Origin of the sequence: Paracoccus lichenicola (assembly GCF_009708075.1) — a bacterium.
Taxonomy (GTDB): Bacteria; Pseudomonadota; Alphaproteobacteria; order Rhodobacterales; family Rhodobacteraceae; genus Paracoccus; species Paracoccus lichenicola.
In genome coordinates this window covers 47,006-69,269 of sequence record NZ_WMBT01000010.1, presented here as the reverse complement: position 1 = coordinate 69,269, position 22,264 = coordinate 47,006, and the positions used below count along the sequence as shown (strand labels likewise).

The following is a 22,264-nucleotide window of genomic DNA, read 5'->3' as shown; positions in this document are numbered from 1 at the left end:
CAAGGCGAGCGGACAGGCGCGCCCTCTTGGCGGTTTGCGGGCGGAGGAAGGGCATTGGAGTTCAGGGTCGGCGGAGAGGTTGTCCGAATCACCTGCCGGGACCGGCAGGCGCTGCTGGAGGAGGTGCGGCACCGGCTGGCCCTGGGCCGGGGCTTCACGCTGGCGACCCTGAACGTGGATCACCTGGAAAAGCTGCGCCGCGACGGGGATTTCCGCCAGGCTTACGGGGCGCACGACCTTGTCGTGGCCGACGGGAACCCGATCGTCTGGCTGTCCCGCGTCGCCGGGCATCCGGTCGGGCTGGCGCCCGGCTCGGAACTGGTGGAGCCTCTGGCCCGGATCGCGGCGGGGGCGGGGGCGCCCGTGGCGCTGGTGGCCGGCAGCGATGCCGCGGCCCGGGGCGCGGCCGCGCATCTGAAGCGGATCGTGCCGGGGTTGCAGGTGGTGCTGCAATCCTCGCCGGGCTTTCCCTTCGATCCCGTGGGCGCGGAAGCCCGGGCCTTGGCCGAGGCGATCCGGGACAGCGGCGCGCGGTTGTGCTTTCTGGGCGTCGGCGCGCCGCGGCAGGAACGCTTTGCCGCCTTCGCGGCCCCGATGCTGCCGCAGGTGGGCTTTGCCTCGGTCGGCGCGGGGCTGGACTTTCTTGCGGGATTGCAGCGCCGCGCGCCCGCGGTTGTCCGCCGGGCACGGATGGAATGGCTGTGGCGCGCGCTGTCCAGCCCCCGGCGGCTTGGCCCGCGCTATGTCAAGGGCGCGACGATCCTTCCGGGGCACCTGCTGGATGCCTTGATGCAGCGCCGCGCCCGCTGAAGGCCGGGCGGCGGGCGATGGCCGCCAGGTGTTCCATCCGCCGGGCGAATTCCTGCTCGAAGTCGTGGGCGCGCGCGAAATCCAGCGCGTGCCGGCCTGCGGCGGCGATCCTGTCGCGCCGCGCCGCAAGCTGCGCCATGCAGTCCGCCACGGCCCCGGGCCGGCCCATGGGCAGGACCCATCCGGCCTGCGTGTCGGCGGCCATCGGGCGCCACATCTCGTTCGCGGTGCCGATCACGGCAAGGCCGCAGCCCATCGCCTCGAGATAGCTGCAGGACGGATCGCCCTGCCGGTGGCAGCTGAGGAAGATGTCCGCGTCACGCCGCATCCGCGGCACCAGCCCGGTCTGGAAATCGACGGGGGGGTGCAGCCGCACCCGGTCCCCGACATCGCCCCCGGCGATCGCGGCGGCGATGGCAGGCGCCAGGGTGCCCGCGCCGAAGATGTCCAGCGTGAAATCCACGCCCGCCTTCCGCATGGCCCGGGCCGCCGGCACCAGATCCTGCGCCCCCTTCATCGGCTCCAGCCGCCCCGAGGCGATCAGCCGGATCGGCCCGCCGGCCCGAAGCCGCGCGGCGCGGTCCATCATCTCGTCCTCGGTCGCCATCATCGCGCGGCTCATGCGCCCGTCGAAATACAGGCACCCGCCGGGATCGAGCGCGCGATAGGCCCCGTGGGCCGGATAGCCGTTGAACTGCAACCCCGCCGCCGCCCCTAAGGCCCGGCGGCGGCGGCGTTCCTGCCCAAGCACCCAGGCTGCCGACCGCAGCCGCCGCAAGGGGCCGCGCTGCGGATCCATCAGCGCCGTGCGAAGCCGGGTGGGCAGCGTGTATTCCACGGCATAGACCAGCCGCGTCCCGGTCGCGGCGCAAAGCGGCGCCAGATCCATCTGGTCATGGCTGTCGCCCGAGGCCAGCAGGACATCGGCGCCCGCCAGATGCCCGGCCCGGATCGGCTCGTCCGCGCGCAGCAGGCGAAGCTCTCCGGGAAAGTCGGCTTCCGTCACCAGCCGGGAAAACGGCAAGGGCGCGCTGTCCACCCGCAAAAGGATGCGCATCGGACCGTCCCACATCTCGGCATGGCGTTGCAGGCCGGACAGGAACTTGTCGTCGGCCCGCAGCCCGCCGTCTTCGGCGATGATGTGCACGGAAGGTGCCAGAACCAGAAGGGGCATCGTGGTCGTCCCTCGAAACGCCTGCACCCTGCCCTAGGCGCGGCCATCATGCAATCCTTGCCGGACGGCCCCGCCGCAGGCAGGCGGGCGGGCCAGGTTTCGGTTCCCGTCGGGACCCGGATTGTCTAGAACGGTGCGGTGGCGCCCGGTCACGGAGCCGGGACTTGGCAGAAGGTTGCATCGCGGCATGAATCGGCGCATCGCCCTGGGATCGTTGCTGGCCGCCGCGGGCGGGCTTTCGGCTTTCGCCTGGCACCGGCGCGGCAGGCAGCCCCCCGTGATGCCCGCCACGGTGCATCCGCCCCTGCCCGCCCCCGAAAGGATCGGCAGCATCTATCACCTGGGGCACAGCCTGGTGGGACCGGACATGCCCGCCATGCTGGCGCAGCTTGGCGGCCATGCCTACGCCTCGCAGCTTGGCTGGGGCACGACGCTGAAGCAGCATTGGACCGACGGCAAGGACATGCCCGGCTTCGAGTTGCGCGCCGGGGGGATTTCCCCGGTCCCGGCCCGGCAGGCGCTGGCATCGGGCGCCTTCGACGTGCTGGTCCTGACCGAGATGGTCGAGATCCGCGACGCGATCCGCTGGCACGACAGCGCGGCGTGGCTGGCCGCATGGGCCAGGCTTGCGCGCCAGGGGAACCCCGCCATCCGCGTCTATCTGTATGAAACCTGGCACAATCTCGACGATCCCGCCGGCTGGCTGGAACGGATCGAGACCGACCTGCCGGAACAATGGCTGGGCCGCGTCCTTGCCCCGGCCGAGGCGCGCGAGGGCACGGGCGACATCTTCCTGATCCCCGGGGGCCAGGCGATGGCCGCCGTGGCCCGCGCGGCCGAGGCGGGCCGCCTGCCCGGCGTCTCGTCGCGCGACGACCTGTTCCGCCGCGATGAAAGCGGTGCCCTGGACACCATCCACATGGGCGATCTGGGCGCCTATGTGGTCGCCCTGGCGCATTGGGCGGTGATCTGGCAGCGCAGCCCCGTGGGCCTGCCCCACCGGCTGAAGCGCGCCGACGGCATCGACGCCCGGTGGTTCGACGAAGACGCCGCCCCCCGGGTGCAGGCCATCGTCCGCGATGTCGTGGCCGGGATGCCCCATGCGGGCGTGCCGCCGGACAGGCTGATGGACGGGGGCGGCGCGGCGGGCTGAACGGCGTTCCGCCCGCGTTCCTTCAAGGCGTCCCGCGCCAGACGACCGTCAGCACATGGCCGGCGGCCACGGCCTGGAAGGCCGCAAGGCGCGTGCCCGCCCGCCATTCGCCGCCCCAATCCTCGGCCAGCGTCAGTTCGACGCCCGGCGATCCGGGCCGGAAGGACGCGGGCCAGCGGACCCTTGCCGCCTCGAAGCCGCGGAACCGGCGGGTGTGCGGGAACAAGGCCTTGTAAAGCGCCTCCTTGGCCGAAAAGGCCCGCGTGATCTCCTCGGCCAGCGGCAGGCCCGAGGCGCCGGGCAAGGTCTCGGGCATGATCGTCGCGGCAATGTCGGCGGCCGTGTCCGGGTCGATAAGGGGTTCCAGGTCGATCCCCAGGACCGGGACTTCGCCGCCCCTGACGGGCACGGCAATGGCCGTGGCGACCGTTTCGGCGTGGCTGATGCTTCCGAACCAGCCCGGCGGCCAGGCGGGCAAGCCGTCCGGCCCTATCCCCGGGACGGTGTCGCCCCGGCATCCGGCCGCGCCAAGCGCCCCCGCCGCCGCGCGCCGTCCCGCGGCAAAGCCGTTCCGGCGGCGCGCGGCCCAGGTCCGGGCCGCCTGGGGCAGACGGTCGGGGTCCGCCGGTTCCACCGGCACGAAGGCCAGCCGCGCCCCGGGCGGCAGCGGAATGGCCTGCGACGCCCGCGCCAGGGCATCGGCGGCCTGCCCTGCAAGGCACACCTCACCCGCCGCCGCTGTAATGCGCATCGGGATAGGCCAGCAGGACCCCGTGGACCAGTTGCTTCATCCAGGCCGCCGTGGCGGGGTCGCGGGGTCCCATCCCGCCCCGCGCATCCGACAGGGTCCGGGGGTCGATGTCGTAAAGGACCGCGAAATGCGCCAGGGCGATCAGATAGGCGCCCATGTCGTTCACATGGATGTCGTCCTCGAACAGATCGGCGATCGCCCGGATGCCGGGGGCATCCCCGGCCGCGATCGCATCAAAGGCGGCCGCCATCACCAGGGGTCCGGGGATCACCCGCATGGGCGGCGATCCGGGCGGGCGCCGGGCGTTGACATGGTCGGCGATGGCCTGCCAGCGCGCCATCTCCAGCGGCAGCCGGTCGCGGAAGGGGACATGCGCCTCGGGGTCGTTGTTGGGGTTCGGGTTGCCCGGCCCGCTGTCAACCTCGACCCAGGTGGCGTAAAGCACCGTTTGCGCCCCCTTGCCGCCTCTGCCATGGGTCCAGCTGTTCTCGAACCAGCGCAGGGCCATGTTCTCGGAATCGTGCCAGGGCACCGTGTTGGCCAGCGATCCGCGTTCGGTGATCACCAGCACGTCATAATCGGCGATGTCGTGGCGGGCATCGGGACCGGGCCGGACGCGATGGTTCCAGCGCCATTCCATCGGACTGCCGGGAATGGTCGAGCGTTCGATCCGCTGCGGCCTTGCCGGCGCGACCCCCTCGGCCGCGAGGATCGCGTTCAGCATGGGCACGATGGGATCGGTCAGGGAATGGCCCGACTGGATCACCCGCAGCGCGAAGCGGTCGTCGGCAGGTCCCGCCATCGCGCGTCCTGCCAGCGCAAGCGCCAGGGACAGCCCCAGGACGGCGCGCCTGCCCCAGGTCTTGCCGCCACGGCGCGGATCCTTGTTCACGGTCATCCTGACAGCCCTTCGGAACGTTCGATCGCCAGCCGGTCGCCCCGTCCCGTCTTCACGACCGGGGGATTCGCGGCCAGCAGGATCATGCCTGTTGCTTTGGTCCCGTCCAGCGGCTTTCTCGGCCGCATCCTCGGCCCCCATCGTGGCCGCGGCAGAAAGCCGGCCCGGAACACCGGGATGGACCGTCACGCGAACGGGTTGCGGATCCGCAACTGGCCTTCGACCAGCAGGCCGTCATGCATGTCCTCGGACCAGAGCGTCTCGCACCCCGCGATCAGGGCCGCGGACACGATCATGGAATCATAGACCGAAAAGCCGTAGCGGGCCTGAAGGGCAAGGCCGACATCATGGGTGGGCAGGTCCAGGTCCCGCACCCGGCACAGCCGGCGGATGCCCGCCAGGAATTCCCCGGCCTCGTCCCGGTCCATGCGGGCCTTGCGCAGGCAGTTCACCAGGGTTTCGTTCAGGACCTGGACGCTGATGGTGCCGCCTTGCGCCAGCAGCGCCTCGGCCCGGTCGCTCTTGGGACCGTCGTCCAGCAGATAAAGGATGACGTTCGTGTCGAAAAAGCCGCCCGGCATCAGCGGCTGTTCGCCCCGTCCCGATCCAGCCGGTCCCCTGCCGCCAGACGGCCCCGGAAGCGGCGCAGCCCTGCCAGGATCTCGGCGGGCCGGGGCTGACGGGCCACGGCAAAGCCGTCAGGGTCGGGCCGAAGGTCGATATGGTCCCCCTCGCGCAGGTCCAGCGCCCGAACCAGATCCGCGGGCAGCCGCACGGCCAGCGAATTGCCCCATTTCGCCACTTGCATGACCGGTCTCGCCTTTCCCTGATCTACACGGGGGAATGTATATCCTTGCGCGCGTTTGCGCAAGGGCAGGGGCTTGGGCGGTTGGCGCCTCCGCCAGGACGGCGCAGGATCCGAAACATATGGTGACGCTTCGCGACATGCTGTCTTGGCCGCGCTTCAAGGCGGTTCTGCGGATTACTGGATGATGCTGCCGATGACAGGCTAGGCTCTCGGAAAATCCCCTTCACCCGCGCGTCCCGGTCCCCGCGCCCCGCAGCCAGCGCAGGTTTTCCATCCCGGGCCGCCTGTTGCAGTTCCTTCCAAACGACCGTTTCCTCGCACCTTCCTGAATTGTATGCAGGTCCCGCCGTTGCCCTTCAGCCGATCTGGTCCAGAAGGGCCGCCACTGCCGATTCCAGCTTGCGCCTGTCCACCGTCGAGAAATCGCGCGGCAGGCGGATCTCCAGCCGGCCGTTGGCGGCGGTGCATTTCGCGTTGCCTTGCGGCCGGGGGATCTGGAAGGTCGTCTTGGCGCGGCCCTGGGGCAAGGGGGCATGGGCGGGCTTGGCGGGGGCGGGCAGGTCCTCGGACGGCTCGGCCCCCTGCCCCGCGAAGCGGCGCAGCATGTCGAGTTCGTCCTTGATCGACCGCGTGTCCCAGTCCTTGAATTCGGCAGCGATGGCGGTGGCAAGGCCCGGCATCTCCTGCAACCGCTGCGCCAGCGACAGGCCGAGCGCGCGGGGGATCTCTTGCGGATACATCAGCACCTCGCCCAGGGCATGGACCACGGGGATGAAGTTGCGGATGTAGCTGCGCTTCTGGTAGCCCGCCGACTTGAACAGCACCGCCACCGCGCGGTCGGGATCGTGTTCGGCGGTCTGCGGGTCCATCGCGTAATGCAGGGCCAGCTGCGCCATCTCGGCGAAAGAGATGTCCTTGCGCACCATGTTCTCGTCGACCATGCGGCGGTAAAGCTGTTCCAGCGCGTCGCCGCGCGCGGCGATGCCCGCGGGGATGCGGCCCCAGGTATCCGCATCGCCGGTGTCCTCCAGCAGCTTGCGAAAGGCGCACAGGCGGCGCCAGCCCTGGATCAGCTCGTACCGGCCGTCCCTGCCCGGCTCGACCCGGATCGGGTTCGACAGGCCGATGTCGCGGATGGACTGCACCAGTTCGGCCAGCTCGAAATCGGCCGCCGGCGCGCGGTCGCGGATCAGCTTGTGGGTGTCGATGGCGTCCAGCGGGATCAGATCGACGATCAGGCCCGCGCGCTTCAGCCGCACGTGTTCCTGGGCCAGCGCGTCGTTTTCGGCGCGGATGCTGGCCTCGACCAGGGCGCGGTCGCGGGTAGATTCGGCGGTTTCGGAAATCGCGGTCGCCATGGGTCCGCGGCGCTTGCCATCCTCCTTCCCCGCGGGGAAGGTTTCGGGTTCCTCGGACGGAACCTCGATGTCGAACATGCGGCGCTTGCGGGTCATGCCTTGTCCTCCAGCTTGTCCCAGGCAGCCAGCACATGGGACCGGAATTCCTCGTAGGCCTGGTCGAAAGTGGCCCGGGCGCGTCGCCAGGTGCCGCGCGTCATCTCGCGATAGTCGATTTCATAGACCGAGCTGAGAAAGCGGCCGGACTGTTCGACGGCGCGGGTCAGCTCGATGGGATGTTGGGCCATGCGGTCGCCGAAGACCTGACGGAAGGCGCCCAGCATGGCCTGGTGCAGCTCGTTCGCAGGCTCGAAGCGGGTCATCAGGAAGCGGATGTCGGCAAAGGCCTTGGGCAGGGCGATCTTCCCCGTGGGGAAGTTCTCGAAGCCGTGGGACAGATCCTCCAGCGCCTCGGCCAGCTGGCCGATGAAGCTGGTGGTGGAATCGTATTCCCAGTAACCGGGACCCGAGGGGATATAGAGCATGTCGGCGGCAAAGACCGCGTTCATCGACTGGTATCCAATGGCCGGGGGGCAGTCGAACAGGATCAGGTCATAGGCCTCGTCCGGCAGGGAATCGAGGAAGCGCGACACCGCGCCGAAGAAGGTCCATTCGGGGTTCAGGTGCCGGTACTGGGCGCTGGCGAATTCCACGAAGGCCGCGTTGGCGCAGGAGGGCACGATGTCGATGGTGGGCCAGGCGGTCGGCTTGATGAAGTCGGCGGGGCGCAGGGAACCCAGACCCATGTCCCGGATCGAGGCCGGCAGCTTCCGCCGGGGCAGGCTGGTGCCGCTTTCGGCGCCTTCGGCGGCGGTGTTCATGCGGTCGGTTTCGCGTTCCAGGTCGCGGGCCATGATGCCCCAGACGGTGTGATCCTCGCCCACGTCGGTCAGGCCCATGGAATGCGAGAGCGTCGCCTGGGGGTCGAAGTCCACCAGCAGCACGCGGTAGCCGTCCAGCGCCGCGGCATGGGCGAAGTGCAGCGCCACCGTGGACTTGCCCGCGCCGCCCTTGAAGTTGGCGATGGCGGCGCGAAAGGCGCGGCGGTTCGCCGGGCGGGGCGGCATCAGGGATTTCTTGCTGACCCGGATGCGGCGGCGCAGCTCGTTGATCTCGTCGAGGGAAAACCACCGCTGCCGCCCGTCCTCCTCGACTTCCCCGAGGGGAAGGTTCGGGTCGGCCGCCAGCTTGCCCCGGAAGGTGGACTGGTTCATGCGGAAGATCAGCTCGGCCACCTCCCAGCTGGAAAAGCGGCGCAGGGTCTTCTCGTTGTCCGGGCTGAAGGTCTGGCGGCGGATCCAGCCCTGCATCTTCAGGGACTGGGCCTGCAATCGGGCAAGGTCTTGGTGGGTGTACATCATGGGCCTGTCGCAAAGGACGCTGTTTGTCGTCGTTTCCGCTTTTACGCCGGATTTGCGTTCTTGGCAAAAGGCAAGTTCACTGAACCCGCAGGATAGCACAACCGCAGCCCCTGTTGCGCGAATCGCCCCTGGTGCGCGCGGCGGTGTTGCAATCACGGCGCAACCGATTGGGGGACATGCGGAAAACGACCACAGCCGATTGGGGGACATTTCCGCCGCATTGGGGGACATCCAGCCTGTCCCCCTATACCAGTGATACCGGTTTTTCATCGACCGGAAGCGCGCGTTGCTTCGGCAACAGGCCGAATCCCTTGACAGAATCGGAAAGCCGGACGCAAATGGGGGTGCGATGGTGAAAAGCGTTTGAATGCCCCCCTCCACGGCCGAGGGGCACCGCCGCAGGGGCAGTTCGGACAAAGGCGGGGCATGACGGGAATGGGGCTGATCCGGGCCGTCGGCCGAGAGGCGGCGGCGAAGAAATACGACATCCTGTCGGCCATGATGGCCCATGCCCTGGCGGGGGATCCCGGGGACCAGCGGCTGGTGCTGCGGCTAATGGCGCTGATCACCACGCGCTACAACTGGCAGGGCGACGAACTGGCCATCGGCCAGCGCGAGATCGCCCGGCTGTGGTGCGTGGACGAACGCACCGTCAAGCGCGACATGGCCCGGCTGCGGGCCTTGGGCTGGATCACCGTCAAGCGCCAGGGCGCGCGGGGCAGGGTGTCGGTGCTGGGCCTGGATCTGGAGCGCATCCTGCTGGACACCCGGCCCGCCTGGGCGAACATCGGGCCGGATTACCTGGCCCGCATGGGCGGCGACAGGCCCGAGGCCGCGGCCCCCCCCGATACCACCGTCGTGCCCTTCCGCCGCCCCGAGATCGCGCCCGCCGACGGGGTCTGGGGCAGGGCGCGCGCCCATCTGGCCGCCGAGGACCGGGCGCTGTTCGACGCCTGGTTCGCGGGCCTTGCCGATGGCGGGACCGAGAACGGCTGCCTGGTGCTGATCGCCCCCAGCCGGTTCCATGCCGCCTATCTGCGCACCCACCTTCTCGAACGGCTGCGCACCGCCGTCCGGCGCGCGGACGGGGGCATCGCCCAGGTGCGGATCGAGGCGGGGTAGCCCCTGGCCCGCGACCGGGGGTGGCCTGCCTGGACGCCGCCATGTCCGGCGACATCGAAGCGGTTCGGTCTTTCGGTGACAGGTGCCCGGGCGATCGGTCCCGCCATCCGACAAGGCTTCCCAAAGGGCAATCCGTGCCCTATCGAGAAGAAAAACCTTCAGGGGGCGGCCATGGACATCGACTACAATCAGATGACGCTTGAACAGTTGAAAGAGATCAACCGGAAATCGGCCGCCGCCATCGCGGATCACGAAGGCCGCCAAAGGAAACAGGCGATCCAGAAGGCCACCGAGATCGCCAGGGCGGCAGGCTTTTCCTCGCTCGAGGAGATGATCGCGGCCGGGCCGGCGAAGAAGGCCCAGGGCGAGGCCAGATACCGACACCCGGACAATCCCGCCATGACCTGGACGGGCCGGGGCCGCAAGCCGGGCTGGATCGTCGAGGCCCTGGCGGCGGGACGGTCGCTGGACGATTTCGCGATCTGACCCGGGGGCTTGAGGGGGCAGGGGAAAGCCCCTGGCCCCTTGCCGCCGGGATCGGTGCGCCTGCCGGAAAGGCGAGGGGCCGGGCCGTGGGGGGTGCCGGCCGGACAGCGACGTGCCCGGCCGGCCTGGTCGTGCCGCTGCGGATCAGCCCGCGGCCATCGCCTCGACCGAGATCGACACCTCGACCTCGTCGGACACGGCGGGGGCGAACATGCCCAGGTTGAAGTCGCTGCGCTTCAGCGTGGTGGTCGCGGAAAAGCCCAGCCAGGGCTTGTTCTCCATCGGGTGGTTGCCCTGCTGGTTCAGCACGGTGTCCAGCACGGTTTCCTTGGTCACGCCGTTCAGCGTCAGGTCGCCCGTGATCAGCGCGGTGTTGTCGCCCGTCACCTCGATGGATTTCGACACGAAGGTGACCTCGGGCGCGGCGGCGGCGCTGCCGAAGAAGTCGGCGGACAGGAAATGCTCGTCCCGGCCCTTGTCGCCGGTCATCAGCGAGGCCACCGGGAAGCTGGCGTTGACCGAGGATGCGGCGGGGTCTTCGGCGTCAAAGGCGATGGTGCCGGTGATGCCGCCGAACATGCCCGTCGTGGTCGAGAAGCCCAGGTGGTTGTAGTCGAAGACGATCTGGCTGTGCGCGGTGTCGAAGGCATAGTCCTGCGGCTCGGCCAGGGCGGCGGTGGCGGCCAGGGCCAGGGCGGCGGTCAGGGTGGCGGTCTTGAACATGAAGGCTCCTTGGTGGGTTGTGGCATGATGCCGGGGGAAAACGGGGATCAGCGGGTGGCGGTCAGTTGCACCGTCAGCCGCACGGGGAAACCGACGGTGGCTTCGTCGCCATAGCCCGCGCCGATGGTCCAGTCGCGGCGGTCGAGCACGGTTTCGCCCGACATGGTGGCGGTGCCGTCCGCGATCTGCAGGGAAAAGGGCAGGGTCACGGGGACCTCGCGGCCCTTCAGGGACAGCGGGCCTTGGGCCAGGTAGCCGTCACCCTCGGGGCGGATGTCGGCGCGGAAGACGGCAACGGGGTGCTGCGCCACATCGAAGAATTCGGGACCCTTCGCCTGGTCGGTCACGGTGCCGACCGTGGCCGAGGCCATGTTGATCGTGACCTCGACATGACCCGTGCCGGTGTCGGGATCAAAGGCGATGGCGGCGGTCCAGTCGGAAAAGCCGCCCGCGACCTCGGTCCCCATCTGGCGGATGGAAAAGCCCAAGGTTCCTTCGGTGACGCGCCAGTCCGAGGCCGCCTGTTCCAGCGGCGCGCCGGCTGGCGGTTCCGGGGCGCGCGGGGCGACGGCCAGGGCGGTGCCCGCCGCGAAGACGGCGATGGCCGCCAGGGCGGGGGTCCGGCTGTGGCGCGCGGTGGCCGGGCCTGCGGGACGGCCGCGCAGCATCCGGGCCAGCACGCCGTCGCGGTCGATCAGCGCGTGCTTCAAGGCGCCGGCCACATGCAGGGCGACCGCGCCGATCAGCAGCCAGGCGAAGGTCCCGTGAACCGCCGCCATGGTTTCGGCCAGATGCGGCGATTTCGGGACCAGCGGCAGGCCCTGGCCCAGGGACCAGAGGATCGGGGCATAGCCCTCGGTCGCGGCATGTTCGATCCAGCCGGTCAGGGGCACCAGCAGCAGCGCGGCATACAGGATCCAGTGGACGCTTTCGGCAAGAAAGGTTTCCAGCCTGCGTTCGGGATGGACCGGCACCGGGCGCGGCTGGCTTATGGCCCACAGGATGCGGACAAGCGCCACCGTGAAGGCCGCGATCCCCAGCGTCTTGTGCAGGGAAAACAGCCGCACCTTGGTCTCCAGCGCCTCCAGCGGCAGGCGGTTCGCCACCAGGCCCAGGGCGATGTTGGCCAGAATGATTAGGGCCGTCAGCCAGTGCAGCGTGCGGGCGATGCCGCCATAGCGGTGGGGCGTGTTGCGGGGCATCTTTTCTCCTGGCGGGTCCTTGGGGCTTGTCTAGCGGGACTTGGGCCGGAACTGAATGGGACCGGGCGCACAGGGGCTGTGCGCCACCGCAGGGCCGATGCTCCTCTGGACAGGGGGCGCGCCTTGTGCCTTGCTGGGACGGACCGCTGCGGATGGAGGAGGGCCATGCGCGACAGGGACCATGTGGCCGAGATCGACCGCGTGCTGAAGGGGCAGGCCACCGGCCGCGACAGCGTGGTGTCGCGCAGCTGGCGGCGCTGCGTGGAACGCCATGGCCTGGACCCCGCGCGTCCCTCGCCTGCCCATATCGTGACCGCCGCCGAACTGCGCAGCCACCGCGAACAGTCCGAACGCCTGATCGCCATCGCGCGGTCCGGTCTTGGCGCGCTGTTCCGGCAGGTCGCGGGGCAGAACTATGTCCTGCTGCTGGCCGATGCCAAGGGCGTGACGGTGGATTTCTTCGGCGATCCCCGCTTCGAGGGAGAGCTGCGGCAGGCAGGGCTTTACCTGGGGTCCGACTGGTCGGAACACCTGGCGGGCACCTGCGGGGTCGGGGCCTGCATCGTCACCGGCGAACCGGTCACGATCCACCAGACCGATCATTTCGACCTGCATCACACGCCGTTGTCCTGCACCGCCGCGCCGATCTTCGACACGGCAGGGCAGTTGACGGCGGTGCTGGATCTGTCGCTGCTGCGATCCCCGCAGCCCAAGGCCAGCCAGAACCTGGCGATGACCCTGGTCCGCACGGCGGCCCGGCGGATCGAGATGGCGAACCTGATGGCGGTGTCGCGGCGGGACTGGGTGCTGCGCCTGTCATCCAGCCCCGATTTCCTGGAGGTGGACCCCGAGGCCGCGATCGCGCTGGACGCCGCGGGCCGGGTGATCGGCATGACCCATGGGGCGCAAGCGGCCCTGGGCGCGGACCTGCTGGGCCGGCGCCTGGACGAGGTGGCCGAGGCCAGGATGGACGACCTGCCCGACCTGATGCGCGGCCGCCCCGCCGAGGACCGGGTGATCCGGTTGCGCGACGGGCGGGCGCTGTTCGGCCATGCCATCGCGCCCCCCACCGCCCGCCTGCCGCGCGGCCAGCCGCTGCTGCCGGGGGGCCTGTCCAGCCTGGCCGGTTCCGATCCCGCGATGGGGGCGCTGCTGGCGCAGGCCGCGCGTCTGGCGGCCAGCGCGGTCCCCCTGCTGATCGCGGGCGAGACCGGCACCGGCAAGGAACGCCTGGCCCGCGCCATCCACATGTGCCGTGCTGAGGCCGCGCCCTTCCGGGTCATCGACTGCGCCGGGCAGGACGCCGCCGCGCTGGCGCGCCTGGATCTGGGGGACGAGCCGTGCGGCACGCTGCTGCTGCGCGGGATCGAGGATCTGGACGCCCCTGCGCAGGCCGTGCTGCTGCGCCGCCTGGACGGGTGCAAGCTGCGCATCATCGCCACCGCCCGGCGCGACATGGCGGGGGCGGTGGCAGCGGGTGCCTTTCGCACTGACCTGTTCTTTCGCATCGCGGGCGCGGCGCTGCCCGTGCCGCCCCTGCGGCTGCGGCAGGATTTCGACTGGCTGGCGGACCGGCTGCTGCGCGCCGCCCATCCGGGCGAGTTGCGCCTGTCGGCGGGCGCGCGGGCCGATCTGAAGGCGCGGGACTGGCCGGGCAACCTGCGGGAACTGGCGGCGACGTTGCAGGCCGCCGCCCTGCTGGCGGACGGTCCGGTGATCGACGCGGCCGACCTGCCCCCGCCGCTGCTGGCCCCCGCCCCCCGCCCCGATCCGCAGGCCGAGTTGCAGGCCGTGCTGGAAGCCTGCAACGGGAACATGGCGCTGGCCGCGCGCCGGCTGGGCGTCAACCGGTCCACCGTGCTGCGGCGGATGCGACGCGGGGGCGCGGCCCCCTGATCCGTTGCGCGGGTGTTGCACGTGCAACGCTTTTGCGCTGCGGCATGGATTTGCCGCGCTGCGGCGGCGGTTTTTCCTGTTTCCGCCGCCCGCCCCGTTCCAGCCTGCCCCCCGGGAGAACCACTTTACGGGAGGATGACATGCTCGATTTTTCGGTGACCGACCGCGCCCGCGCGGTGCTGGACGACCTGGGCGCGGCGCTTGAAGCGGGCGACATCGACCGCGCGGCGGCGCTGTTCGTGACCGACTGCCATTGGCGCGACCTGGTGAGCTTCACCTGGAACATCCGCACCATGGAGGGACCCGACCAGGTGGCCGACATGCTGCGCGCGCAACTGGGCCACATCAAGCCAACCGGCTGGCACCTGGACGAGAACGAGGCGCCGGGAGAGGAGGACGGCATCATCACCGCCTGGTTCCGCTTTGAAACGGCGGTCGGGCGCGGCCAGGGACTGGTGCGGCTGCGCGATGGGCGCATCTGGACGCTGCTGACCGCGTTGCAGGAACTCAAGGGCTTTGAGGAAGCCAAGGGTTTCGCCCGGCCCCTGGGCGCGAAGCACGGCGCGGGCAAGAACCGCCCAAGCTGGAAGGAGGAACGCGAGGCCGAGGCGGCGGAACTGGGCTATACCCGCCAGCCGCACACCCTGATCGTGGGCGGCGGGCAGGGCGGCATCGCGCTTGGCGCGCGGCTGCGGCAGCTTGGGGTGCCCGCGATCATCGTGGACAAGCACGACCGCCCGGGCGACCAGTGGCGCAACCGCTACAAGTCGCTCTGCCTGCACGACCCGGTCTGGTACGACCACCTGCCCTATCTCAAGTTTCCCGACACCTGGCCGGTCTTTGCCCCCAAGGACAAGATCGGCGACTGGCTGGAGATGTACACCAGGGTCATGGAGCTGAACTATTGGACGCGCAGCGCCTGCAAGTCCGCCAGCTACGACGCGGCCACCGGCGAATGGACCGTGGTGATCGACCGCGACGGGCAGGAAGTCACGCTGCACCCCAAGGAACTGGTGCTGGCGACCGGCATGTCGGGCAAGCCGCGCCTGCCGACCTTTCCGGGCATGGAGCGGTTCCGGGGCGAGCAGCACCATTCCTCGGCCCATCCCGGTCCCGACGCCTATGCGGGCAAGAAGGTGGTGATCGTGGGATCCAACAACTCGGCCCACGACATCGCGGCGGCGCTGTGGGAACACGACGCGGACGTGACCATGGTGCAGCGGTCGTCCACCCATATCGTGAAATCCGACAGCCTGATGGAGATCGGGTTGGGCGCGCTTTATTCCGAAGAGGCCGTGGCGGGCGGCATGACCACGGAAAAGGCCGACCTGATCTTCGCCTCCCTGCCTTACCGCATCATGCACCAATGGCAGGTGCCGATCTATGACCGGATCCGCGAACGCGACGCCGACTTCTATGCGGGACTGGAAAAGGCGGGCTTCCGGCTGGACTTCGGCGACGACGATTCCGGGCTGTTCATGAAATACCTGCGGCGCGGCTCGGGCTATTACATCGACGTGGGGGCCAGCCAGCTGATCATCGACGGCCAGATCAGGCTGGCCCACGGGCAGGTGCAGGAGATCACCGAGAACGGCGTCCTGCTGGACAACGGCCAGGAGCTGCCCGCCGACCTGATCGTCTATGCGACGGGCTACGGGTCGATGAACGGCTGGGCGGCGGACCTGATCGGGCAGGACGTGGCCGACAAGGTGGGCAAGTGCTGGGGCCTCGGGTCCGACACCACCAAGGATCCGGGTCCGTGGGAAGGCGAGCAGCGCAACATGTGGAAGCCCACGCAGCAGCCGGGATTGTGGTTCCACGGCGGCAACCTGCACCAGTCGCGGCATTATTCGCTGTATCTGGCGCTGCAACTGAAGGCGCGGCAGGCCGGGATCGACACGCCCGTCCACGGGTTGCAGGAGGTCCATCACCTGAACTGACACGACTGCCGGGGCGGCGTCCCTAGCCGCCCTGGCCGCCTTGGGACAGCGTGAAGGCCACCAGCAGGCCCATCACCACCAGCACGCCGGTCATCCCGCCCTCGACCTCGACCGCCTCGGGTATCATCGTGTCCGCGATCATGGTCAGCAGCGCCCCGGCCGCGACGGCGCCGACGGTGGCGATGACTTCGGGCGGGGCATCGCCCAGAAGCCCCGCCCCCAGGGCCGAGGCGATCCCCGACATCAGCGCGATCCCCGTCCACAGGCCCAGCACATAGGTCTTGCCGCGCCCGGCCTTGCGCATCCCGGCGGCGCTGGACAGCCCTTCGGGCAGGTTCGACAGGAAGATGGCGGCCAGCATCGCCACGCTGATGCCGTCGCCGCCCACCAGGCTGACGCCCAGGACGACCGATTCCGGGATGCCGTCCAGCAGCGATCCCACGGCGATGGCAAGCCCGCCGCCCTCGCCGGCCTCGAGCTGCTGTTCGCCCGACCGCTTGCGGTGGGGGGCCTTGCGCGACACCGCCCGGTTCGCCAGGGCGAAGGCCGCCGATCCCGCCAGCGCGCCCACCACGATGGGCCGGATGCTGGCCTGGTGGTATCCTTCCAGCAGCAGGTCATAGGCCACGGCCGAGATCAGCACCCCGCAGCCGAAGGCCATGATCCCCGCGGTCACCCGTCGGGGCAGGTCCACCAGGCAGGCCAGCGCCGCGCCGATGACCAGCGCCGATCCCCCCAGAAGCCCCCAAAGCCCCGCCTGCTGCCACAGCGCCATGGCCCTATTCGCCGGGCCGCAGGGCGGGGCGTGGTGCCGTCGCCTGTCCGAATGCCATGATGCCGCCCCTCTGCCGCCTGCCGCAGGAAAGGCAACCGGCCAGCCGGGGGGTTGTTCCGCGTCCCGGGTCCCCTCGGGATTAACCCTTGGGGCAGGGGGCGTTCCCCTTTGGCGTTAGCCGTTCCGTCATCCCCCCTCGCCTGATGGCCACTGGCCGCCGCGTTCGTTGATCCGCATCCGGTCCGCGCGGGATGATCGGGCTTGCAGATTCGCTGCGGCAAACGGGTGCGGGCCAGCCTGGCATCCAGCGGAGGGGAAGCGCAGATGCCGACGATAGATGGTTCCATGACCGACTGGACCCCCGTGGCCCGCCTGGACACGCCCGCGACGGGAACCGCGGGCCATGGCCTGTGGGGCATCGCCGAGCCGGGCTATCTGTCTTTCGCGTTCACGGCCGACAGCGCCGTCATCGGCGACAACACCACGCTGTGGCTGGACACCGACCTGAACCGGGCCACCGGATACCAGATCTGGGGATGGGCCGGGGGCGCGGAATACCATGTCGAGATCGCGGCGGACGGCACCGCCCGGCTTTACGGCGGCGGTCCCGAGCAGACCCTGGTGGCGGAACTGGAGGAAGCGCGCAGCGCCGATGGCCGCGTGCTGGAATTCCGCATCGACCGCACCCTGCTGGCCGGAAACCCCGCGTCCGTGCGCGTCTATGCCGACGTGAACGATTCCGTCTTCCTGCCCAATTCCTATGGCACCGCGAACCTGCTGGTCAGCGACCCGGTCCCCGTGGTGACGACGGGCGGCAAGACGCTGGACGGCAGCCTGGGCGAATGGGCGGCCACCACCCGGCTGGACAATGCCGCGACGGGGGCTGCGGGCTATGCGCTGCACGGCGACCTGCAAGGCGGCGCCTATACCTTTGCCATCGCCAGCGACGCCGTGCAGGTCGGCGCGAACACCACGATCTGGCTGGATACCGACCGCAACGGCGCGACCGGATACCAGGTCTGGGGATGGGCGGTCGGCGCGGAATACAACATCAACATCGGCGCCGACGGGGTGGCGCGGCTTTACAGCGGCGGGGCGGGCCAGACCTTCGTGGCCAACCTCGACCATGGCCGCAGCGCCGACGGCCGCACCATGGAATTCGCGATCGGCCAGGCGCTGCTGGGCGGCGCGGCCTCGATCCGGGTGTTTGCCGACGTGAATGACTCGGCCTTCATTCCCAACAACTATGGCAGCGCGAATTTCGTCGTGGGAAGCCAGCCTCCGACCGTGGTGGGGGGCGTCACGCTGGACGGGTCGCTGGGGGAATGGGCGGCGGGCAGCGTGCTGACCACGCAGGCGGGCCACACGCTGCGCGGCCAGCTTGTGTCCGACCCGGCGGGTGACAGCTATGTCTTCGCCATCGGCGGAACGGCGGTCGGGGCGAACACCACGATCTGGCTGGACAGCGACGTGAACAGCGCCACCGGCTACAAGGTCTGGGGGTGGGCCGGGGGGTCGGAATACAACATCAACATCGGCGCCGACGGCACCGCGCGGCTTTACAGCGGCGCGGCGGGCCAGACCTTCGTGGCCGAGCTGAAATTCGGCCGCAGCGCCGACGGCACCGGGTTCGAGGTCGCGGTGCCCAAGGCCCTGCTGGCGGGCAATCCCGGCCAGGTCCGCGTGCTGGCCGACGTGAACGATTCCGTCTTCCTGCCGGGCGACTATGCCAGCGCCAACCTGGTCGTGGGCACGGCCCCGCCGCCGAACCCCGTGGACGCGCCGCAATCGCGCATCGCCATCGTCTATTCGGACACCTCGGCGGCCAATTTCTATGACAAGACCGCCTACGGGCAGTTGTTCATGGCCGCCCAGAACCAGGCCATGCAGGCGGGCGTCCCCTTCGACCTGCTGACCGAGGCCGACCTGCTGAACCCGACCGCGCTGGCGGGCTATGACGCCATCGTCTTTCCCGGCTTCTCGCATGTGCAGGGGGGGCAGGCCGCGGCCATCGCCACGTCGCTGGCGACCGCGGTGCGCGATTACGGCGTGGGCCTGATCGCCGCGGGCAACTTCATGACCAATGACGAGACGGGGGCGGCGATCGCCGGGGATTCCTATGCCCGGATGAAGTCGCTGCTGGGCGTCACGCTGGAAGGCTTCGGCGCCACGGGCGGGGTCACGCTGCGCGCGGCGGGGGGCGCGGTCCATCCGATCCTGGACGGCTACGGCGCGGGCCAGGTCGTCGGCACCTATGGCAACACCGCCTATCTGAACTTCACCGACACCACCGGCACCGGCAAGGTCCTGTTCGAGCAGGTCGTGACCGGCGGCGTCCACGACGCCGTGATCGCCACCCAGACCGGGGGCCGCAACGTCCATTTCGCCACCGACGCGATCATGGGCAACAACAACATCCTGGGCGAGGCGATCGACTGGGTGCTTCAGGACAATGCGCCCGATGTTTCCCTGCTGATGACGCGCCACAAGTCGCTGTTCTATTCGCGCAACGACATGGACCAGTCGCAGGAAACCTATGATGTCAGCGACCGGGATCCCGGCATCTACGACGCGCTGCTGCCCATCATCGAGAACTGGTATGCCCAATACGGCTTCGTCGGGTCCTATTACGTCAATGTCGGGGCCTATGCGCCCGACCAGGTGACGAACTGGGCGGTCTCCAAGCCCTATTACGACCGCATCCGCGCCCTGGAAAGCGAGATCGGGTCCCATTCCTTTACCCACCCCCACGACACCAACCTGCTGCTGCCCGATGTGATCACGGACCAGATGCTGCAGGCGCGGATCGCGGCCTATGCCAATGTCGTGAATGCCGGCGTGCCGGTCTGGTCGCCCTATGCGACCCACGAGGATGCCGACGCCGCCGTGCTGAACACCCTGTCGCGGATGTCGGCCAGCCAGATCAACGCCATGCTGGCCGACCTGCTGGCCCGCACCAACCCCGCCAACCCGAACGCCGTCAGCGTGCTGGCGCTGACCGAGGTGGAACGCGCGGTCCTGGAATCGTCCTATACCTTCCAGTTCAAGTATTCCAAGCTGATCATCGAACGCGAACTGGGCATCCCCATCACCGGCGCCGCCGTTCCCGGCGCGCCCGAGCGGCTGGACGCCACGCGCGAGATGATCGGGTTCTTCGATTACCTCAGCGGCGGCTATTCGGGCACCGGGGCGGGCTATCCCGGGGCCTTCGGCTATCTGACGCCGGGCGAGAAGGGGCAGGTGTATCTGGCCCCGAACATGTCCTTCGATTTCTCGCTGGTCGGTTGGGGCGGCATGACCCCGCAGCAGGCCGAGGCCGCCTGGCTCAAGGAATTCTCCACGCTGACCGCCAACGGGACGACGCCGATCCTGGCCTTTCCCTGGCACGACTATGGCCCGACCAACTGGCTGAACGATCCCGCGCAGGTTTATAACCTCCAGATGTTCCAGTCGCTGATCGCCGCCGCCGCCGCCGGCGGGGCCGAGTTCGTCACCGGCAAGGATCTGGCCGATCGGATCGACAGCTTCGCGGCAAGCACCCTGACCGCCACGCGCGCGGGCAATGTCGTCACCGCGACCGTGGGGTCCAGTGACGCGGGCAATTTCGCGCTGGACATGGGCAAGGAAGGCCGCATCGCCTCGGTCGCCAACTGGTATGCCTGGGACGAGGATTCCGTGTTCCTGCCCCGCGCCGGCGGCACCTTCCAGGTCACGCTGGGCAGCACGATCGCCGACGTGACCCGCATCGCCGCCCTGCCGATGCGGGGCGAGCTGATCTCGGTCACGGGCAACGGCTCCGACCTGAACTTCAGCTTCCAGGGCAAGGGAGAGGTTCTGGTCGATCTCAAGACCCAGGGCAACATCCCCGTCCGCATCACCGGCGCGGACGGCGCGACGCTGGGCGCGGGCACCGTGTCGCTGGCCTTCAACACCCTCAAGCAGAACGCGGCCCTGGTCGATTTCCTGACGGCGGGGGCGAACCTGGTCGGCGGCAGGGCCACCGACATCCTGCTGGGCGGCACCGGGGCCAACCGGCTGGAAGGCCGTGGCGGCAACGACGTGCTGTTCGGCGCAGGCGGCGCGGACCGCTTCGTCTTCCGCGCGGGTGAGGCCTTTGACCGGATCCTGGATTTCGACAGCGGCGTGGACCGGCTGGAATTGCGCAACTTCGGGTTCACCAGCGCCACTGCCGCCCGCGCCGCCTTTGTCGATACCGCCGACGGGCTGGAGCTGGTCCGGGGCACCAGCCACCTGCTGCTGGCGGGGCTGGACGCCGCCGACCTGCTGGCCTCCGACATCGTCAATTCCTTCCTGGTCTGAAGCCGATCCGAGAAAAAACGAGGGGACATCGCCATGGACAAGAAGCTTTTCGGAACCGATGGCGTCCGGGGACGCGCGAATGTCTGGCCCATCACGCCCGAGGCCGTCATGCAGCTTGGCCGCGCGGCGGGGCGCCATGTCCTGCGCGCGGGACAATCGCGCACCGTGGTGATCGGCAAGGACACGCGGCTGTCGGGCTACATGGTCGAAAGCGCGCTGGTGGCGGGCTTCACCTCGGCGGGGATGAACGTCCTGCTGACCGGCCCGCTGCCCACGCCCGCCATCGGGATGCTGACCCGCTCGCTGCGCGCTGATCTGGGGGTGATGATCTCGGCCTCGCACAACCCGCACCCCGACAACGGCATCAAGTTCTTCGCCCCCGACGGCTTCAAGCTGTCGGACGCGGACGAGGCCGCCATCGAGACCGCGATGGGCCGGACCGGCGACCTGGCAGAGCCTTCGCTGATCGGTCATGTCAGGCGCATCGACGGCGCGGGCGAACGCTACATGGAATTCGTCAAGCACGCCTTTCCGCGCGGGCTGCGCCTGGACGGGCTGCGCGTGGTCGTGGACGCCGCCAACGGCGCCGCGCACCGCGTCGGGCCGGACCTGATCTGGGAACTGGGGGCCGAGGTGATCCGCGTGGGCACGGAACCCAACGGCACCAACATCAACGCGGGCTGCGGGTCCACCGCGCCGCAGGCCTGCATCGACGCGGTCCTGGCCCATGGCGCGGATCTGGGCATCAGCCTGGACGGCGACGCCGACCGGGTCCACCTGATCGACGAGAAAGGCCGTCTGGTCGATGGCGACCAGCTGATGTGCGTGATCGCCGAACGCGCCCATGCCCAAGGAAAGCTGGCCCATGACACGCTTGTGGCCACCGTGATGTCGAACTCCGGGCTGGAACGCCACCTGGCCGCCCGGGGCATCGGCACCATCACCACCAGGGTCGGCGACCGCCACGTGGTGGAACGGATGCGCCAGACCGGCTGCACGGTGGGGGGCGAGCAGTCCGGCCACATCATCCTGTCCGAGTTCAGCACCACCGGCGACGGCCTGGTCGCCGCCCTGCAGGCCCTGGCCGCGATGCGCGAGGCCGACCGCCCCGCCTCCGAGGTGCTGTCGCGATTCGAGCCGCTGCCCCAGATCACCCGCAACGTCCCCGTCGAGCGCGGCACCGCGCCCCTGGACCGCCCCGCCGTGATCGACGTGATCGACCGCATGACCCGGCGGCTTGGCGGCGCGGGGCGGCTGATGGTCCGCCCGTCCGGGACCGAGCCGCTGGTGCGCATCATGGCCGAGGGCGAGGACGCGGACCTGCTGGCCGCCATCGCCGACGAGGTCAGCCACGTGCTGCGCGGCGATGTCCTGCCCCCCCGTCCCGCCGCCTTCGCGACGGTCCCCGCGCGGCCCCCGCTGGCCCGCAGCGCCTGAGGAGAATGAAC

At 69.7% G+C, this 22,264-nt stretch carries 18 protein-coding genes; 8 read left to right on the top strand and 10 right to left on the bottom strand.

The genetic code is table 11. From position 1 onward, the window contains the following. Nucleotides 1-54 precede the first annotated feature (54 nt). Nucleotides 55-810, top strand: coding sequence for a WecB/TagA/CpsF family glycosyltransferase (locus GIY56_RS14580; protein ID WP_154765584.1), 756 nt, complete (start codon nucleotides 55-57; stop codon nucleotides 808-810). Here GIY56_RS14580 and GIY56_RS14575 read toward each other — a convergent pair. Next, complete coding sequence (locus tag GIY56_RS14575) at nucleotides 746-1,984, bottom strand: glycosyltransferase (RefSeq protein ID WP_154765583.1); 1,239 nt, start codon at nucleotides 1,982-1,984, stop codon at nucleotides 746-748. The genes GIY56_RS14580 and GIY56_RS14575 overlap by 65 nt on opposite strands. Nucleotides 1,985-2,171: 187 nt before the next feature. Here GIY56_RS14575 and GIY56_RS14570 point away from each other — a divergent pair, with 187 nt between their 5' ends. Beyond that, entirely contained in the window at nucleotides 2,172-3,137 is a 966-nt protein-coding gene (locus tag GIY56_RS14570) for a hypothetical protein (protein WP_154765582.1), read from the top strand. Between the two features lie 22 nt (nucleotides 3,138-3,159). Here the strand turns inward: GIY56_RS14570 and GIY56_RS14565 are convergent, their stop codons facing one another. The 6 genes from GIY56_RS14565 to GIY56_RS14540 all read right to left on the bottom strand — a co-directional run bounded on the left by GIY56_RS14565 (nucleotide 3,160) and on the right by GIY56_RS14540 (nucleotide 8,349). Further along, nucleotides 3,160-3,888: a 4'-phosphopantetheinyl transferase family protein gene (locus GIY56_RS14565; RefSeq protein WP_154765581.1), complete on the bottom strand. Its 729-nt coding sequence runs from the start codon at nucleotides 3,886-3,888 to the stop codon at nucleotides 3,160-3,162. Next, on the bottom strand, nucleotides 3,863-4,786 hold the full coding sequence (locus tag GIY56_RS14560; RefSeq protein WP_154765580.1) for a hypothetical protein: 924 nt from the start codon (nucleotides 4,784-4,786) through the stop codon (nucleotides 3,863-3,865). Before GIY56_RS14560 ends, GIY56_RS14565 begins: the two co-directional genes overlap by 26 nt. A 185-nt stretch (nucleotides 4,787-4,971) precedes the next feature. Then, the gene (locus GIY56_RS14555) at nucleotides 4,972-5,367 is read right to left on the bottom strand and encodes a PIN domain-containing protein (protein ID WP_154765579.1); all 396 of its coding nucleotides are present in this window, start codon (nucleotides 5,365-5,367) and stop codon (nucleotides 4,972-4,974) included. Next, nucleotides 5,367-5,594, bottom strand: coding sequence for an AbrB/MazE/SpoVT family DNA-binding domain-containing protein (locus GIY56_RS14550; RefSeq protein ID WP_154765578.1), 228 nt, complete (start codon nucleotides 5,592-5,594; stop codon nucleotides 5,367-5,369). The genes GIY56_RS14555 and GIY56_RS14550 overlap by 1 nt, the downstream gene beginning before the upstream one ends. A gap of 356 nt (nucleotides 5,595-5,950) precedes the next feature. Beyond that, complete coding sequence (locus tag GIY56_RS14545; protein WP_154765577.1) at nucleotides 5,951-7,048, bottom strand: ParB/RepB/Spo0J family partition protein; 1,098 nt, start codon at nucleotides 7,046-7,048, stop codon at nucleotides 5,951-5,953. After that, nucleotides 7,045-8,349, bottom strand: coding sequence for an AAA family ATPase (locus GIY56_RS14540; RefSeq protein WP_154765641.1), 1,305 nt, complete (start codon nucleotides 8,347-8,349; stop codon nucleotides 7,045-7,047). The genes GIY56_RS14545 and GIY56_RS14540 overlap by 4 nt, the downstream gene beginning before the upstream one ends. A 438-nt stretch (nucleotides 8,350-8,787) precedes the next feature. Here GIY56_RS14540 and GIY56_RS14535 point away from each other — a divergent pair, with 438 nt between their 5' ends. Then, nucleotides 8,788-9,474 (top strand): hypothetical protein, encoded by a 687-nt coding sequence (locus tag GIY56_RS14535; protein WP_154765640.1) that lies wholly within the window; start codon nucleotides 8,788-8,790, stop codon nucleotides 9,472-9,474. A 171-nt stretch (nucleotides 9,475-9,645) separates the two neighbouring features. Further along, on the top strand, nucleotides 9,646-9,960 hold the full coding sequence (locus GIY56_RS14530) for an H-NS histone family protein (RefSeq protein ID WP_154765576.1): 315 nt from the start codon (nucleotides 9,646-9,648) through the stop codon (nucleotides 9,958-9,960). 144 nt (nucleotides 9,961-10,104) lie between these two features. Here the strand turns inward: GIY56_RS14530 and GIY56_RS14525 are convergent, their stop codons facing one another. Next, complete coding sequence (locus GIY56_RS14525; protein WP_154765575.1) at nucleotides 10,105-10,683, bottom strand: YceI family protein; 579 nt, start codon at nucleotides 10,681-10,683, stop codon at nucleotides 10,105-10,107. Between the two features lie 47 nt (nucleotides 10,684-10,730). After that, nucleotides 10,731-11,885, bottom strand: coding sequence for a cytochrome b/b6 domain-containing protein (locus GIY56_RS14520; protein ID WP_154765574.1), 1,155 nt, complete (start codon nucleotides 11,883-11,885; stop codon nucleotides 10,731-10,733). Between the two features lie 165 nt (nucleotides 11,886-12,050). Here GIY56_RS14520 and GIY56_RS14515 point away from each other — a divergent pair, with 165 nt between their 5' ends. Together GIY56_RS14515 and GIY56_RS14510 are read left to right on the top strand one after the other, a co-directional pair. After that, complete coding sequence (locus tag GIY56_RS14515) at nucleotides 12,051-13,781, top strand: sigma-54-dependent Fis family transcriptional regulator (protein ID WP_154765573.1); 1,731 nt, start codon at nucleotides 12,051-12,053, stop codon at nucleotides 13,779-13,781. 140 nt (nucleotides 13,782-13,921) lie between these two features. Next, nucleotides 13,922-15,721: an NAD(P)/FAD-dependent oxidoreductase gene (locus tag GIY56_RS14510; RefSeq protein WP_154765572.1), complete on the top strand. Its 1,800-nt coding sequence runs from the start codon at nucleotides 13,922-13,924 to the stop codon at nucleotides 15,719-15,721. Between the two features lie 22 nt (nucleotides 15,722-15,743). Here GIY56_RS14510 and GIY56_RS14505 read toward each other — a convergent pair whose 3' ends face one another. Next, complete coding sequence (locus tag GIY56_RS14505) at nucleotides 15,744-16,496, bottom strand: ZIP family metal transporter (RefSeq protein WP_154765571.1); 753 nt, start codon at nucleotides 16,494-16,496, stop codon at nucleotides 15,744-15,746. Between the two features lie 324 nt (nucleotides 16,497-16,820). Between GIY56_RS14505 and GIY56_RS14500 the strand changes: the two genes are divergently transcribed. After that, a complete protein-coding gene (locus GIY56_RS14500; RefSeq protein WP_154765570.1) occupies nucleotides 16,821-20,816 on the top strand; it encodes a hypothetical protein in 3,996 nt (1,331 codons plus the stop codon). Nucleotides 20,817-20,849: 33 nt separating this feature from the next. Continuing rightward, nucleotides 20,850-22,253, top strand: a complete 1,404-nt coding sequence (gene glmM / locus GIY56_RS14495; protein ID WP_154765569.1) for a phosphoglucosamine mutase — start codon at nucleotides 20,850-20,852, stop codon at nucleotides 22,251-22,253. The last annotated feature ends 11 nt before the right edge of the window (nucleotides 22,254-22,264 follow it).